Origin of the sequence: Luethyella okanaganae, assembly GCF_042660285.1 — a bacterium.
Taxonomy (GTDB): domain Bacteria; phylum Actinomycetota; class Actinomycetes; order Actinomycetales; family Microbacteriaceae; genus Luethyella; species Luethyella okanaganae.
In genome coordinates this window covers 379,055-393,657 of sequence record NZ_JBHSTP010000003.1, presented here as the reverse complement: position 1 = coordinate 393,657, position 14,603 = coordinate 379,055, and the positions used below count along the sequence as shown (strand labels likewise).

General features: G+C 61.2%; 15 protein-coding genes and 1 pseudogene. 4 read left to right on the top strand and 12 right to left on the bottom strand.

The genetic code is table 11. The features are described from left to right. Positions 1 to 13: 13 nt before the first annotated feature. The 4 genes and pseudogenes from ACFQB0_RS13310 to ACFQB0_RS13295 all read right to left on the bottom strand — a co-directional run bounded on the left by ACFQB0_RS13310 (position 14) and on the right by ACFQB0_RS13295 (position 2,946). Complete coding sequence (locus ACFQB0_RS13310; RefSeq protein ID WP_386732494.1) at positions 14 to 802, bottom strand: SDR family oxidoreductase; 789 nt, start codon at positions 800 to 802, stop codon at positions 14 to 16. 75 nt (positions 803 to 877) lie between these two features. Further along, a complete protein-coding gene (locus ACFQB0_RS13305; RefSeq protein WP_386732491.1) occupies positions 878 to 1,453 on the bottom strand; it encodes a TetR/AcrR family transcriptional regulator in 576 nt (191 codons plus the stop codon). A 601-nt stretch (positions 1,454 to 2,054) separates the two neighbouring features. After that, positions 2,055 to 2,348 (bottom strand): annotated as a pseudogene (locus tag ACFQB0_RS13300) (transposase); the annotation flags it as partial. 202 nt (positions 2,349 to 2,550) lie between these two features. Next, on the bottom strand, positions 2,551 to 2,946 hold the full coding sequence (locus tag ACFQB0_RS13295) for a hypothetical protein (protein WP_386732488.1): 396 nt from the start codon (positions 2,944 to 2,946) through the stop codon (positions 2,551 to 2,553). 134 nt (positions 2,947 to 3,080) lie between these two features. Between ACFQB0_RS13295 and ACFQB0_RS13290 the strand changes: the two genes are divergently transcribed. Continuing rightward, positions 3,081 to 3,269 carry a hypothetical protein gene (locus tag ACFQB0_RS13290; RefSeq protein WP_386732485.1) on the top strand — a complete coding sequence of 63 codons (189 nt, stop codon included), beginning with the start codon at positions 3,081 to 3,083 and terminating at the stop codon, positions 3,267 to 3,269. Between the two features lie 370 nt (positions 3,270 to 3,639). On the opposite strand, the gene ACFQB0_RS13285 is transcribed toward ACFQB0_RS13290, so the two are convergent. Genes ACFQB0_RS13285 through ACFQB0_RS13255 form a run of 7 tightly spaced genes read right to left on the bottom strand, consistent with a single transcriptional unit; the run spans position 3,640 to position 9,403 of the window. After that, entirely contained in the window at positions 3,640 to 4,023 is a 384-nt protein-coding gene (locus tag ACFQB0_RS13285) for a DUF2398 family protein (RefSeq protein WP_386732482.1), read from the bottom strand. Between the two features lie 5 nt (positions 4,024 to 4,028). Then, entirely contained in the window at positions 4,029 to 4,631 is a 603-nt protein-coding gene (locus ACFQB0_RS13280; RefSeq protein WP_386732479.1) for a glucosamine-6-phosphate deaminase, read from the bottom strand. A gap of 12 nt (positions 4,632 to 4,643) precedes the next feature. Further along, complete coding sequence (locus tag ACFQB0_RS13275) at positions 4,644 to 5,585, bottom strand: ROK family protein (RefSeq protein ID WP_386732477.1); 942 nt, start codon at positions 5,583 to 5,585, stop codon at positions 4,644 to 4,646. Continuing rightward, positions 5,582 to 6,322, bottom strand: coding sequence for an N-acetylmannosamine-6-phosphate 2-epimerase (locus ACFQB0_RS13270; protein ID WP_386732475.1), 741 nt, complete (start codon positions 6,320 to 6,322; stop codon positions 5,582 to 5,584). Before ACFQB0_RS13270 ends, ACFQB0_RS13275 begins: the two co-directional genes overlap by 4 nt. Next, positions 6,309 to 7,205, bottom strand: coding sequence for a carbohydrate ABC transporter permease (locus tag ACFQB0_RS13265; RefSeq protein WP_386732473.1), 897 nt, complete (start codon positions 7,203 to 7,205; stop codon positions 6,309 to 6,311). Before ACFQB0_RS13265 ends, ACFQB0_RS13270 begins: the two co-directional genes overlap by 14 nt. After that, entirely contained in the window at positions 7,186 to 8,118 is a 933-nt protein-coding gene (locus ACFQB0_RS13260) for a carbohydrate ABC transporter permease (protein ID WP_386732470.1), read from the bottom strand. The genes ACFQB0_RS13265 and ACFQB0_RS13260 overlap by 20 nt, the downstream gene beginning before the upstream one ends. Then, positions 8,108 to 9,403, bottom strand: coding sequence for an ABC transporter substrate-binding protein (locus ACFQB0_RS13255; protein ID WP_386732467.1), 1,296 nt, complete (start codon positions 9,401 to 9,403; stop codon positions 8,108 to 8,110). Before ACFQB0_RS13255 ends, ACFQB0_RS13260 begins: the two co-directional genes overlap by 11 nt. Positions 9,404 to 9,574: 171 nt before the next feature. Between ACFQB0_RS13255 and ACFQB0_RS13250 the strand changes: the two genes are divergently transcribed. From ACFQB0_RS13250 to ACFQB0_RS13240, 3 genes are all read left to right on the top strand, one after another. Further along, complete coding sequence (locus ACFQB0_RS13250; RefSeq protein ID WP_386732464.1) at positions 9,575 to 10,288, top strand: GntR family transcriptional regulator; 714 nt, start codon at positions 9,575 to 9,577, stop codon at positions 10,286 to 10,288. Between the two features lie 31 nt (positions 10,289 to 10,319). Continuing rightward, positions 10,320 to 11,819 carry a DUF4127 family protein gene (locus tag ACFQB0_RS13245; RefSeq protein WP_386732462.1) on the top strand — a complete coding sequence of 500 codons (1,500 nt, stop codon included), beginning with the start codon at positions 10,320 to 10,322 and terminating at the stop codon, positions 11,817 to 11,819. A gap of 154 nt (positions 11,820 to 11,973) precedes the next feature. Beyond that, positions 11,974 to 13,734: a DUF4434 domain-containing protein gene (locus tag ACFQB0_RS13240; RefSeq protein WP_386732459.1), complete on the top strand. Its 1,761-nt coding sequence runs from the start codon at positions 11,974 to 11,976 to the stop codon at positions 13,732 to 13,734. 600 nt (positions 13,735 to 14,334) lie between these two features. Here ACFQB0_RS13240 and ACFQB0_RS13235 read toward each other — a convergent pair. Further along, positions 14,335 to 14,601 carry a response regulator transcription factor gene (locus tag ACFQB0_RS13235; RefSeq protein ID WP_386732457.1) on the bottom strand — a complete coding sequence of 89 codons (267 nt, stop codon included), beginning with the start codon at positions 14,599 to 14,601 and terminating at the stop codon, positions 14,335 to 14,337. Positions 14,602 to 14,603 lie beyond the last annotated feature (2 nt).

Sequence of the window (14,603 nt, the reverse complement as noted above, 5' to 3'; positions counted from 1 at the left end):
TGTCCTGATTGCGTTAGCTGGTCTTGATGGTTCCGCCATCGATGACGAGGTCGGCTCCGACGATGCTTGGGGCCAGTGGCGATGCGAGGAACGCGATCAGCGCTGCGACCTCCTCGGGTTCGGCGATGCGGCCGGAGGCGACGCCGAAGGTTGCCGGCAACGCAGTCAGGAAGTCTTCATGGGCCGCACCGAAAGTCGCTGCGACTTTGGCGCCGAAACCGTTGGGGTCGCGCCAGAGACCGGTGCCAACCGGTCCTGGCGAGACCGTGTTGACCCGGACGCCTTTCGGCCCGAACTCCTCGCTCAGCCGCTTGCCCAACGCCGTGAGTGCTGCTTTTGCTTCGCTGTAGCCCACCGGACCGGTCGATGGCACGCGGGCATTGATAGAGGACACGTTGATGATCGCGCCGCGGCGCTCAATCAAGCTGGGCAATGCAGCTCGCGAAGCCCACACGGCGGCGAAAAGGTTCAGGTTGAACAGGCTCCGCCACTGCTGGTCGTCGGCATCCAGGAACCCTCCCAGTTGCAACGTGTCCACATCTCCGGCACCAACGTTGTTGACCAAGATGTCGACGCCGCCTGTCTCTTTGATAGCGGCATCGACAACCGACCGCGCGCCGTCCGGTGTGGACAGGTCCGCCGCGACGGCGAGGGTTGCGACTTCGTGCAACTCGGGAGTGATCGTGCGAGCCGCGCCGAACACCCGAACCCCCTCCTTGGCAAGGGCGCGTGCGGTTGCCAATCCGATTCCGCGACTCGCGCCGGTCACTACCGCCGCCTTTCCGCGCAGTGAGAGATCCATCCTGATCCACCTTTCTTGAACTACTGGTCTAAAACTGGGGCATGGCAGTGCGGCAACTGCAATTGCGGTAGCGCCCTAGAGGACGGCCAGCGCGGTATCGATGACGCGGTGGAGCACGGGGGCGTCGTGGGTCATCGCCATGACCCGAAGACCCGCCAACGTGTTTGCAAGGTGTTCGGCCAGGGCTTGCGGATCGCGGGCGCGGGCGATGTCACCCTCGAGCTGGCCGCGCTGAATCCTCGCAGCGAACCAGCTCGTGGACTCGTCCTGCATGCGACGCAACTTCCCCGCGATTTCGGCGTCGTGACCCGCGAGCTCTACAGCGGTGTTTCCTATCAGGCAGCCGCGACGATGCGGTTGGGCGAGATCGCCATCAACCACAGAACGCAATGCGGCCCCGATGCACTCCCGCGTCGATCCTGGATGCTCAAGGAGCCTCTGGGCCATCTCCGAGACCTGCTGGTGGTAGAGATCCAGGCAGCGATCGAACAAGTCCCGCTTGCTCGCGAAAGCGTTGTAGAGACTACCCTTCGCAATTCCCGTCGCCTCGGCCAATTGCGCCGGCGAGGTACCCCCATAGCCGTGGGTCCAGAACGCCTCCATCGCACGCGACACCACGACATCGTCGTCAAACATTCTCGGTCTACCCACGGATCAACCCTAAGTCATTCTTGACTGTCAGGTCAAGAATAGCTGTCGGCAATGTCATGGCACGCAACACCTAGCCGTGGGCCAGCCGCGACCCGGCGGCGCGGCGCGATCCGTGACGGAGGCTGGTTCGAGCATGCCGGCGTCTCGGCGGTCAACTGGGATCGGGGCTTGTCGCTGTGATCCGGGGCGAGCAGCCGCACACCGCTGCCCTCGTCACCCCCGCCTCTGAGCAGCGCCGGCTGCGAAAGGCGCAAGGCAGGCCGCTGTTCCTGCGCTGTAGGCAAAGCAGCGAGTAGCCGTCGGTGTCGACGGGTTGAACGCTCCTGGTTCAACGCTACGGTTAGCAGCCATGGGAGGATCGATCCGTCGACGATGCGAACCTTTTGCGGCTCCGCATGCTTCAAGGAACACCGTCGCAACGATATCTTCTGCATCCGAGAGGAGCGCGAAGACAGTCAGCGCAGCGACCCACAACACCTTCGACCAGTACTGGATCGTGGTGGACCTGACGATCTGAACTGCGGCAATGACAATGAAGACAAGCCATGCGGCGGCAATTCCACCGAGGAGAAACCGAGGAGAATTAGCAACTAACGGGAGTACGTCTGAGATATTCACTGTCACCGGGCCCAGAGGTGACTGCGGTGATACCCCGGCGGCACAACAGCTCCCGATGAGCACGCGACGAGTAAGCATTGTCGGTCAGGACGGCGTCTGGGCGGCCGCGTGGTCGTTCGACCCGGATGGGGGCGAGCAGGTGCGGGAACATCGGCGAGTCACCCGACTGCACGGGGCAGACCAGGATCGCCAGAGGGCGACCGTGTCCATCGACAAGGTGGTGGATCTTCGTCGACAGGCCGCCGCGGAAGCGGGCGCTCCCATTATCAGCAGGCTCGAGCACAGCACGGCTTCCCTACCGGTTCGACGCGATCACCGGTGGTCGCGTGACGGTCGCCGTCTACCACTGGAACAACGGCACTCCGGACCACACGCGTTACACCGTCGACTACGGCGACTTCACCCTGTGGTCCTGGCTGGCACCCTGACATCCGGTTTCCGTCCATGGGGTCGGCAAAGGGGGGCCGTAGACCAGAGCGTTATCTCGAGTGCGCCCGCAGCGATTCTTCGACTCGGAAGGTGGGGGTCTGGCCCCTCAAGAGCTCTTCACCACGCCGAAGGAGAGCGACTTCATTCACCATTTCACCGAGGCTGCGCCGGGTCAACCCGGCCGCCTCCCAGAGCGCCTCGAGTTCGAGGATGAGCCGAGCCAACTGGGCATCCGCGCTCCGATACATGCTCCAGGACCATTTACTCAGCGAGGCGCCGCCGACACTGGCCACCGCTTCGGCCAGGCGGGCGCCGGTGAGCGACGGGAACGGCCGATCGAGCAACGGTGTGAACGCGAGCACCAGCACCCGGGCCGCGACCACCACCCGGTCTTCGGCCAGAAGGGCCAGGGTCGCCTTCGCTAAATTCGCCTGCTGTTCGCTCACCCGATCAGACTATCGGCGCCTCAGGGCGTATCCCCAAACCGGCCGCCCGCTGCACGTCGCGTATCGAAGCGGTCTGCGGCGTGGGCCCACGCCGCAGGTTCCCGACGATCCGCACGGGTCGGCGGGACGTGCCGGTGGGGAGCATCGTCAGCCGCTCCGCCGGTGCGACCGCCATCAAGGGCCTTGCGAAGAACGGTCTTCGCTACGGCAAGATGGCGCTGCAGGAGCCACTTCTCGCTACGCGCCAGTTCATGTCCAACCCTGGCGCGCGCATTCAGAGGATGGCGCTTCAGGCCAAGTTCATGACTCCGCGAACGCGGTGAGGCGCATGGGAGAATTCTCTCTGCTTTTGCCAAGGGCGTATCGAACAGTCCTGCCGGGACGTCGGGATTCGACACTCTCACCAACGCATTCAAGGGTGCAGACTCCGCTTGCGCACGATCCGTCGACTCCTCGTACAACAACTTCGTATCTAACCTCGCGACCACTGATCCAGCTCGCGCTAACCAGCTCTGGCAGGGTGGTAACGGCTACTTCGGCGTGGATCCGATGTCCAACATGCCTGCAGGTTCGGCACCCAGTTCGTTTGCGTCCACTCCACCCGGATTTAGCGGTGCTACAGGCAACCACGCGATCCCCGGTGTTCGCCATCGGTGTCCTCGACGGAATTCCACAAAACGGGTGCAGTGGCTTCTACGGAGCGAAGCCTGGAGCCGTCGCCCGCACCACGGCGACAAGACTGTCCACCTCATGTGCGACCTCCCCCGAGCGCGCCAGATGTTCGGCGACGAGGAGGGTCACATGGCCCTCGGTGCCCTTCTCGGGCATCCGCACGTCGCTGAGGTCATCATCGAAGTCCACCATCGCGAGACCTTCCTCCCGGATCTCGGCGACCAGTCCGGTCAAATCGGTGATGCGACGACAGATCGCAGAACGCTGGCCGCGCAAGTAGGCGTTTTCTTCGTCGGACAGTTCAGCGAAATAGAGCACCGGGTCATCGAGCAGCCGTCGAGTCAGGCTCTGCCGCAGCCGAAGGTTGCGCAAATCGTCGGTAGGAGGAGTCCCGCGATCACGCATCCCGCTCAAATCCCAGTGGCGACTAGGAGAAGCTGTCGAGCTTCCAGGATGGTTCCGAACCCCTGTGTGAGACAGTGCACGGTGACCTCCTTGGGCGACGCGAAGAAGCGAGCATTGTCCGCGCGCGTTTGTGGCGCGAGAGTCTTGGCGCGAGTGCGGGAGGCGAACGACGATGTCGGCTCGTTGAATCCGATGTGTCCGTTGCGACCAATCCCTAATAGCTGGAGGTCCACCCCTCCAGCCTCGCGGATAGCCTCCTCGTATGATTCGCACGCCGCGTCGAGATCGTCTGCTCGACCGTCTGGAACGTGAACCCGCCTTGTGTCCATTCTCGATGGTTCGGTGACGACACGTTGTAGTACGGCCGTATAGCTTTCGGGGCGCCCGATCGGAATCCCGACGTATTCATCGAGCGCGAATCCTGGAATTCGTGTCAGATCAAGGTCCACCTGGTCAAACAGGCAAGCAAGCTCGGAATAGATCGCGAGGGGCGACGAGCCCGTGGCTAGTCCGAATACGCCTGAGGGCGCCCCTCGAAAAACCTCTGCAATGATGCCTGCTGCCACCCTTGCGACATCGTCGGCGCCGTCCAGGACAATGACTTCCATTTTCTTCGATTCTCAAGCGACGAAGTCGGACATGCTGGCGCCGTCCAGCACCCGGAGAGCGACACCCGCCGCGCCGGCCAGACACGCGTTGTTCCCGAGCATCGCCGCCTCGAGGGTCGTCGCGGCGTAAAGGGGCGGCAAATGTGCAGCGAGATGCGAGGCGAGCGGAGCGGCAAAGACCTCACCGAGTCCGAGGACGCCTCCCCCTAAAACGATCGCTCCTGGATCTGAAAGAGTGACGGTCGTAGCCACCGATTCTGCGAGAAGCGCTGCTGCCTCTCGAATCACTGCAAGCGCTTCCGGTTCGCCGGAAAGTGCACGGCTACCGATTTCCGGGAGTGTTAGACGTGTGTGCGTCAGGTCGCGATAGGTGAGTTCAATCGCTGGGCCGCTTGCGTATGCCTCGACGTGGTCGGGAACGCCGCATGAGCACATCCTGGATCGGGCCGCGCGAACGGTAACGTGACCGATCGACCCGGCCAGCCCGGAAACGCCGCGCATCACCCGTCCGTCAACGACGATCGCGCCACCGATCCCCGTCCCGACCGCGATAAACAGCATTGATGAACGAGGAACCTGCCCGGTCCAGAGCTCGCCGAGCGCTGCCGCGTGCACGTCATTTAGCACGGAGACCGGCGAGCCGAGGCGCCGCTGCAGCTCCGCGGCAACCTCCGTTCCTGCCCAGTTGGACAGGTGCTCCGTGGAACTTACGACCGTACCTTCGAGGTCGAAAGCGCCGGCGCTTCCAAGACCGAAGGCGGCCGGCACGATCCCTGACACATCGACTACCCGCTCGACGAGACCAGCAGCCGCATCAAGAATGGCCCGCGGGCCGGCTTTGGCTGGTGTGGGTACAGTGAGCACGCTCGAGGCACGACCGAAACCATCTACCATCGCCGCCGCTATCTTGGTGCCCCCGATGTCGATGCCGATCGAGTAGCGGGTTGGATTCATTGTTGTCTCGTGGTGGCCGCGACGAACCGACGCGTTATCGCTACGGGATCGGTAATCGCACCCCCAACGACGACGGCGAATGCGCCCGCATCAAATGCGCCTCTCACCTCGGCGGGAGTGACATAGCGACCTTCCGCGATGACGCGCACTCCGCGCGACGACAGGGCAGCGACCAGTTCGATGTCGGGACGGAGGTCGCCCCGGAGGGTATACGGGGTGTATCCGGATAGGGTCGTTCCGACAAGCCCGACCCCTGAATCCCACGCCATCAGGCCCTCCTCCAGAGTAGAGACATCGGCCATGATGGGGACGCCGGCGGCGATCCCCGCCTGCCGCAGATGACCTTGAATATCGTCGGTCACTTCTGAGGTGGCATCCACGGCGACGATGTTTGCACCTGCTGCCGCAAGCACCGCTGCCTGGTCCGGTCGCACAGTGATCACGTTGCGCATCCGTCCTGGCTCCTTGTCGAGGCCGATGATCGGAACGTCGGTGATCGCTCTGACGGCGCGAACGTCCGGGGGACTATTGATGCGCAATGCCGACGCTCCTCCGAGAAGCGCGCTCGAGGCCATGCGGACGATCGCGTCCGTGTTGCGCATCGGATGATTCCCAGATGCCTGACACGAGACGATCAGGGAGCCCGCGAGTGCCTTCAGCATTTGTTCGGTCATGCCTGGCAGGATCTGCTCCTGGGACTCGAGGCTGAGGTCGAATCCATCGCTATTTGAGAGCACCGGCGCTGATCCCTCCAATGAAGTAACGCTGGAACAAGACGAAGATTACGAGCGCCGGCACAGTAAACAGGACGGATGCCGCCATCAGGGGTCCCCACTCGACGGTGTGCTCGCCGAAGAACGAATACAAGCCGATGGAGAGCGTGTATTTCGAGGAGTCGTTGAGATAGATGAGCGGATTGAGGAAGTCGGTCCATGCCCAGACGAACTGAAAGATCACTGCAGTGATCAACGCCGGCCTAGCAAGCGGCAGGACGATTGAGAAATAGATCCGGAACTCAGACGCGCCGTCGATTCGTGCGGCTTGCAATAGCTCATCTGGTACCGACATCAGGAATTGGCGGATCATGAAGATAAGGAACGGGGTCCCGAAGAAAGCTGGCGCAACCAGTGGCAGGTACGAGTTCGTCGCCCCGAGTCCGTTCCATAGCAGGAACAACGGGATCATCGTGACCTGGGGCGGCAGCATCATCGTCGCCATGACCACGATGAGAAGCGGGCGGCGTCCTCTCCAGCCAATCTTGGACAGCGAATACGCGACCAGCGGCGAGGCGATCAGCATGCCGGCCACCGATAGGCCCGCAACTAGCAGCGTGTTGCCCAGATACTGCCAGAACGGAATGGCATTGAAGACAGCAGCGAAGTTGTCGGGGGTCCACTCCTTGGGCCACAGCGTGGGCGGCGAACTGAAAACATCTGCGGGACCTTTGAACGCTGTACTGAGCATCACGAGAAACGGAAAGACGAAAGCCAGGCCCAACGCCCATGCCACGAGATAGCGGGCACGCGCACGCAACGGCGTGCGCCGACGCGCTCGAGCGGACTCTTCTCGTTCGATAACGGGCTCTCGTACTTCGAGCGTCCTAGTCGCGTTCAGAGTCATAGTGCACCCACCTCTTAGACGTTTTGAGCAGGATCAGCGTGATGGCAAGCGTGATGAGGAACAGGACCCAGGCCATTGCGGAGGCGTATCCCATCTTCAGGAAGTCGAAGGCGTTCTGAAACAGGTACATCGCATAGCTGATCATCGATTGCCCCGGACCCCCGCTGGCTGCGTTGAGTCTGGTCTGCGTGAGGAGGTACGGCTGGGTGAAGATCTGGAGATACGCGATCACCGTCACGATGATCTGGAACAGGGTCACAGGCGAAACTGTCGGCCATGTGATGTACCTGAATCGGGAAAACCATCCGGCCCCGTCGATCTCTGCGGCCTCATGGAGCTCGCGCGGAACCTCTTTGATGGCCGCCAGATAGATGATCATCGTCCCGCCGATGGTCCACAGGCACATAATCAGGATGGCTGGCTTTCCCCAGTCCGGTTCCTCAAGCCAGGCGGGCTGGGGAAGGTGAAGCAACCCAAGGAAGTAGTCGACGAAGCCGTACTGGGTGTTGAGTAGCCACCGCCAGAGGTACCCTCCGACAACCACCGGAACGATTGTCGGCAAGTACACCAGCGCACGATAAAGGGGCTGCCCTCGCACGGGGAGATTGAGGATGTGGGCCCCGGCGAGCGAAATGATGATGGTCAGCGGCACACCCAGGACAGTGAGGAACAGGGTGTTCCCCAAGCTCTTCCAGAAGGTCGAGTCCTGCAGCATGTGAACGTAGTTGTCCAGACCGACGAATGTAGGCGACTGGAACAGGTTGAAGTTCGTGAAACTGTAGCCAGCCGACGCGAGCACTGGGTATGCGATGAATACCGCGGCGCCCACGATGAACGGCGACGCGAACGCCAGACCCAGGAGGGTCTGGCGCCGCGCGACGCGTCTGCGGAGAGGTCGGTCGTTAGCCGGCATCGTAGGACGAGGCCTTGCCAGCAACCGACTTCATCGCGTCCGCTGGAGTCGCCACTGCGCGGACGACATCATCGAATGCGGTACCGAGGTCAGTCGAATACTGTGCGCTGTAAGGCTGGCTCGCCATGGCCTTCGCGTTCGGGCTGGCCAAAGGCTTGAGCCACGCATCGAAATTCGGAATCGCGCTGTACGCCGAATCCGTGAGGAGCGATGTTTTCGACGGAAGGTTCCCCAGAGCGAGGGTGAACTCGGTCATGGCCTTGTCGCCCATCATGTAGGCGAGGAACTTCGCAGCCTCCGCCTTGTGCTTCGAGTTGGCCGGGATGAAGAGTGTGCTGGTCGACACGTTGGTCGTGCCCGCAAGACTCGAGTCGGCAACCGGGATGTCGACAACTCCCCATTTCAGGTTGGGCGCGACTTTCGGGATGTTCACTGCCTGCCATTCTCCGTCGACCACCATGGCTTCCTTGCCGGTGTAGAAGGGATCCTGGGCGGACATGTACTGACCAAGGCCACTGGTGAAGGCGGCGATCTTCTTGGCCCCGAATTTGTTGGTCACGTTCTTCGTGTACCAGTCGAGCGCGGCGATGTTCTTCGAGTCGTCTGGGGTGGGTTTAGTTCCGTCCGGGCCGTCCCAGGTACCGCCGAAGGCGTATCCCAGGGTCGTGAGCAGAGTCGTGGTCGACGGGTTTCCCAGACCGATCTGCGTGATGTTGCCGTTCGCGTCGGTCTTCGTAAGCTTGGCGATCGCAGTCGCAAGCTCATCCGTCGTGGTCGGGGGCTGAACACCTGCCGCGGCCAGAAGGTCCTTGTTGTACAGGAGCTCTTGGGTGTGCACCGCAATGGGAAGAGCGTACGTCTTGCCCTTGTACTGCATCTGCTGCAGTGCCGACGGTTCGAAGTCCTTCAGGTTGACACCGTCCGCCTTGAGATATTCGTCGAGCGGCGCAAGGATGCCCTTCGCGGCCCACGACCCGGTGACGTTGCCGAAGTTGTCGGAGACATCGAAACTTCCGTTGCTTGCCGACATCGATGTCAGCTGCTTCTGGGCGTCCGGGCTCGAGACACCGACAACCTTGATGTCCGACTGGCTCTTGTTGAAGTCGGCGATGACCTTCTGCAGGGACTGGGTTTCTGGCCCGCCCCACAAGTAAGAAAAGGTGATCGTTGTCGGACCGGCCGGTTGGCCGCCGGCGCATCCAATGAGCGCAACCGCTGTGAGCGCAACACTCGATACCGCCGCAGCGCGGAGCGCAAAACGCCGCTGAATACTGCTGTTCTTCATGTGGGTCCTTCAGGGGTAAGGGAATGCGAAATGGAACTGTCTTGTGATTGGTGTACTCCATTTTCAGAGTCAATGTCAACAAACCTGGCGAAAATAGCCCAAACACTATGCGCGGGCTGGTACTTTCCCTAAAATGGACCACACCAATAATTCGCAACGAGACAAGGGCGCATGGCTGAACAGCATACGAAGTCCGAGCGGCTTCGCAAGCATCTTATGGACGTAATCGACCAGGGCTTGGAACCACACTCGAAGCTTCCGGCAGAAAGGGATCTTGCCACCGAGTTCGACGTGAGCCGACTCACTGTTCGGCGCGCCCTCGACCGACTAGCGAACGACGGACTCGTTTATCGCGTGCAAGGTGCGGGAACGTTCGTCGCTGCCCCCCGCATCACGAAATCGGTCGAATTGACTTCGTTCAGCGAGGACATGCGGGCACGCGGTCTGATGCCCGGTTCGACAACGCTGATCAGCGAAACAGTTCCTGCCGGCGCGAAACTCGGCGCCTTACTGCGTGTGAGTCCGTCTGCCGAGCTGTTCCACATCAGGCGCGCCCGCACAGCTGATGGCGAACCGATGGCGCTCGAGGACTCCTACCTCAATCCCCTTCTCTTTCCTGGACTGATCGACAATGTCGGCGGTGAGTCGCTCTACAAAATCATGGAGGACGACTACGGCCTCCGACTCGAATGGGCGCAGCAGAGCATCCGAGCCAGCGTTCTCGAGCCGGAGCAGGCGCGCATCCTCCACGCACCACCGTTCTCCCCCGCCTTCTTCGTCGAGCGGACAAGCTACGACGCCCGGGATGTCGCTATCGAGTACGCCGAGTCGATCTACCGGGCTGACCGGTATCACTACGAGCTCGAAATTCATCGAGCACGCTGACGCGAGCCAATTCATCTGAAGGAGTTCGCTCATGCGAATCGCATTGGTCCCGCTTGACGAACGACCAGTCAACGTCGACCTTCCCCAACAGGTTGCGGCCATAGCCGGCGTCGAAATCGTCGTCCCTCCGATAGAAATCCTGCCGGCCATGCGCAAGCCGGCCCAGCTGAACAAATTGCATGAGTGGATGCGGGAGCAAGTGCGCAACCCTCAGACCACTCACCTGGTTGCATGCATCGACACCGTCGTACATGGCGGCATCATTCCAGCGCGTATCACTTCGGACACGACAGACGAAGTCCTTCGTCGACTAGCGATCTTCACAGAGCTGCGGAATTTGAACCCTCACATGAATGTGGCAGCTGCGTCTCTGATCATGCGTGCAAGCGATTCATACTCCGCCGTCGAGGAACCCGAGTACTGGTCGAGCGTGGGCCGGCAACTTCATCGGATCGGTGGCGACCTCCACCGAGCACTCGAGCAAGACGTTCAAACCGGTCATTCCAGCTTTTTCGTTGACAAGGACGTGGATAGCGACGTCACCCGCGACTTCGAACTCCGGCGCTTGCGGAATCACATGGTCAACCTGGCAACCGTTGCCCTTCACGAGAATGGGGAGCTGGACACCCTAGCGCTGACGGCGGACGATACGGCACCATATTCTGCGGGATCGGCAGAGCAGGTCTGGCTACGGCACTGGTGCAGGGCGCTGCCCGGTGGCCGATCGGTGATGATGTACCCGGGGGCCGACGAGGTGGGCGCAGTCCTCGTTGCCCGCGCTCTGACCAGTGGCATGAAGCCCCCGACCTTCTCGATCGCTTGCGGCGAGATCGACGGGCTCGAACGAGTACCTAACTTCGAGAATGCGCCCCTGCTCGACAGCCTCACCCGCCAGATCATCGCAGCAGGCGGACGTCTCGCAGAAAATGGCGAGCGACCTGACATCGTGCTAATCGCGCACGCCCCGGATCCCAGTCACGGCGACTACTTCGGCTCCCGTCCGACATCCGATCCCAACGCAACGGAGCGCACAATCGCTCTGACCCGTGGCGCGCTTCAGGATGGGCTGTCCGTCGCCCTCGCCGACGTGCGGTTCAGCAACGGCGGGGACCCGGCCCTAGTCGAGAAGCTCGCGGACGAAGGCCTGCTGATGAAGCTAGCGTCCTACGGCGGATGGAACACCGCCGGAAACACTATCGGAGGCGTTGTGGCCCAGGCCATCGCGCACTGGGTGGGAGGACAGACTGGAACCTTCGACGAGCTCGAAGCCCAGCGTGCGCTCCTCACACGAGTTCTCGACGATAGCGCGTATCAGAGCGGTATCCGGCCCGCCCTCCACGACACCATATTCGGGGGCCAGATCGGACCCGTTCCGGAGCAAACCCAGCGTCTGGCGCGAGATCGAATCGTTAGCGGGCTCCAACAGTACGTCGATCGCATCACGACTTCTTCGACGCAATGGTCAGTGGCTGACGTCTCGCTCCCCTGGGCCCGAAGCTTCGAAATCGGGCTCACGCTTCTCCCTCGCTGATTGGACTTGCCCAATCAGCGCATTATCACCGGAAATTCGGCAAATGCGTTGCTTAATGTTTGTAATTGGTGTACACCAATCAACTAGAGCCGCGCGACGATCGACGCTTGTGTGCTCGTGCTAACGCACTTCCTACGAACTAAAGGAGTACACAATGCACCATCGTTCACTACGACGAATCGGGAGCCTCGCGCTCGGGATTGCGTTCGTCGCAGCCCTCGCGGCGCCTACCACCCCGGCCTTCGCAACCACTTGTACGACCAGCCCGCGGATCGACGGAAGTTTCGTGCAGCCCGGCCTTATCGACGGTTTCACTTCGACCCAGCTCACCAGTGAACTCTCAACGCTCAACAATGCGTGCTTGAACAGTCAGGTGCTGCAATGGACCGCCGATACGAAGAACAGTACGACCGTCTATCCGAGCGGCTTGAGCGGTTACTCGCAGAGCACATCGACCGATGTAGTCAGCCGCGTGCTTACCGCGGCAGACAGCGCGGGGATCTCGGAATATCTCGGGTTACAGACCAACGACGACTGGTGGAACAAGTACGCGAGCGACAACACCTGGCTGACGAACGAAGCAGCCAAAGCAAACGCGCTTGCCGACGACCTGTACGCGAAGTACGGAACGCACGCATCACTCGCCGGCTGGTACCTTCCATTCGAGGTCGATAACTGGAACTTCACCAGCACGACCAGCTGGAGCAACATGGCGAGCTTCTACACAACGATCGCCAACCACCTTCACACCCTCACGCCTGGTAAGCCGGTGATCATCAGCCCGTTCTACAACACATCCGGAGGCCAGACCAGTAGCCAATGGACGACAATGTGGACGAGCATTCTCAGCTCAGCGCCGATCGACGTAATCGCGTTACAGGACGGGGTCGGAGCCGGTCACGCCACAACCGCCCAACTCTCAACATGGTTCTCCGCTACCAAGAGCGCAATCACAGCCGGAAGACCGGCGACCCAATTGTGGGCCGACAGCGAGACGTTCAATCCTGACTTCACGCCCATGTCAATTTCGCACGTCGTCGCAGACCTCAACGCAGTGTCTCCGTACGTCAGCAAGACCATGTCATTCTCATACGATCACTACGACAGCCCGAGCCAGGTGCCAGCGGTCTACGACACGACGTACAGAAACTATCTGAGCAGCGGCACTGTTGAGAGCTCCGCGCCCACGGTTCCGACATCAGTCACGGCAACGAACGCAGGAATCACTGCAATCAACCTCAGCTGGACTGCGTCGACGGACAACATCGGAGTAGCCGGATACCAGATCTACCGCGGAGGCGCGCTCGTAAAGACGCTCCAAGGCACATCAACAAGCTTCAGCGATGTTGGACTCTCGCCATCGACGGCATACACGTATCAGACTGCGGCATTCGACGCGGCCGGAAATGTGTCCAGCCTAAGTTCTTCCGCGAGCGCCACGACGTCGGCCGCCCCCGCTCCCTCACCGTTGGTTTCGTCTGGCAAGACATACACGACAACGTTGGCTGCGGATCCGAGCTATCCCGACACCGGAGGAACGGAACTGACGAATGGAACAACTGGCTCGACCAACTATACGGACGCCGCGTGGCAGGGTCGCAATTCGGCGAGCGTCTACTCATTCACGGTAGATCTCGGAACCTCGAAGACGATCAACCAGATCGGCACCTCATGGTTGCAGACGAAGTCGGTCTTCATCTTTCTTCCCAGCCAGATTGCCGTATCCGTATCCATGAATGGAACCACATTCACCCCGCTGGTCACGCTCAATGCTCCGGCAATCAGCGATGCCGACCAGAGATACACCTACGCCGGATACAACCTTTCCGGAACTGGGAGATATGTAAAGTTCACGATCACCCCAGCGAGCAGCGCATGGTCTTTCGTGGACGAAGTAACCGTTCGCGGCAACTAATTCGTTCCTAGCGCCGCGAGAACGCGCAAAAAGGTCTGCAGAGTCAGTTAGCGCGTAGGGCCATCCCTGTGTGGCCCTACGCCAAACTGCAGATTCACATTTCACAGGTATCGCACGTAGTTTGTGAATCGGCTCTCTTCGGCAGGGCGCACCGGGAACTGCCTGCTAGGGCTTCTACGATCGCCTACGTGCTGCGTAACGGCGCCCGTATTATTTTGACCCAAAAGTGCCCCTGGAGGGACTCGAACCCCCAACCCTTTCCTTAGGACGGAGAGGAGACGATGTCCATGACCATTCTACTTCCCAATGAAACACTGGGAAGTAGCCTGTGGATAAGTGTCTGCGTATCAACAGTCGTATCAACTAATTGCACCTTCATCCCTGCGGAGATCGGACTGCGCATCAGCCTGAGCCAGCAGTAAGACGAGCCCCACGCCGCGCATTGGCGTTGACCTTCTGATCGGGTCTTTCCGGGGTTGCGCCCCCTTGCGCAGACGGGCGGCAGGGTTCGTGCTCATCCTCACGGCGACCGTCGTGCCCACCATGGCAGCCCTCGGACACGAGATACCCCGCACGCTTGCCGTCGACTGACCCCCGTCCCTAGACCCAGCCGTGTTCCCAGGCGATTTCGGCGGCGGCGTGGCGTGAGGGTGCGTCGAGTTTGGTCATGGCGGTGGAGAGGTAGTTGCGGACGGTTACTTCTGCGAGGTGCAGGGTGTAGGCGATGTGCTGGATGGGTGAGTTCTGTCGGGTCATTCGGAGCACGTCGAGTTCTCGCGGGGTGAGTGGGCAGCGGTCGGCGGCGAGGGCGGCGGCGGCGATGTCGGGGTCCACGTAGCGGCGCCCGGCCGCGATGTCTCGGATCACGG

Excerpts from the sequence above, each read along its gene's own strand:
- ACFQB0_RS13310 (WP_386732494.1), bottom strand. The coding sequence starts at position 802 with ATGGATCTCTCACTGCGCGGAAAGGCGGCGGTAGTGACCGGCGCGAGT.
- ACFQB0_RS13285 (WP_386732482.1), bottom strand. The coding sequence starts at position 4,023 with ATGCGTGATCGCGGGACTCCTCCTACCGACGATTTGCGCAACCTTCGG.
- ACFQB0_RS13280 (WP_386732479.1), bottom strand. The coding sequence starts at position 4,631 with ATGGAAGTCATTGTCCTGGACGGCGCCGACGATGTCGCAAGGGTGGCA.
- ACFQB0_RS13275 (WP_386732477.1), bottom strand. The coding sequence starts at position 5,585 with ATGAATCCAACCCGCTACTCGATCGGCATCGACATCGGGGGCACCAAG.
- ACFQB0_RS13265 (WP_386732473.1), bottom strand. The coding sequence starts at position 7,205 with ATGACTCTGAACGCGACTAGGACGCTCGAAGTACGAGAGCCCGTTATC.
- ACFQB0_RS13260 (WP_386732470.1), bottom strand. The coding sequence starts at position 8,118 with ATGCCGGCTAACGACCGACCTCTCCGCAGACGCGTCGCGCGGCGCCAG.
- ACFQB0_RS13255 (WP_386732467.1), bottom strand. The coding sequence starts at position 9,403 with ATGAAGAACAGCAGTATTCAGCGGCGTTTTGCGCTCCGCGCTGCGGCG.
- ACFQB0_RS13250 (WP_386732464.1), top strand. The coding sequence starts at position 9,575 with ATGGCTGAACAGCATACGAAGTCCGAGCGGCTTCGCAAGCATCTTATG.
- ACFQB0_RS13245 (WP_386732462.1), top strand. The coding sequence starts at position 10,320 with ATGCGAATCGCATTGGTCCCGCTTGACGAACGACCAGTCAACGTCGAC.
- ACFQB0_RS13240 (WP_386732459.1), top strand. The coding sequence starts at position 11,974 with ATGCACCATCGTTCACTACGACGAATCGGGAGCCTCGCGCTCGGGATT.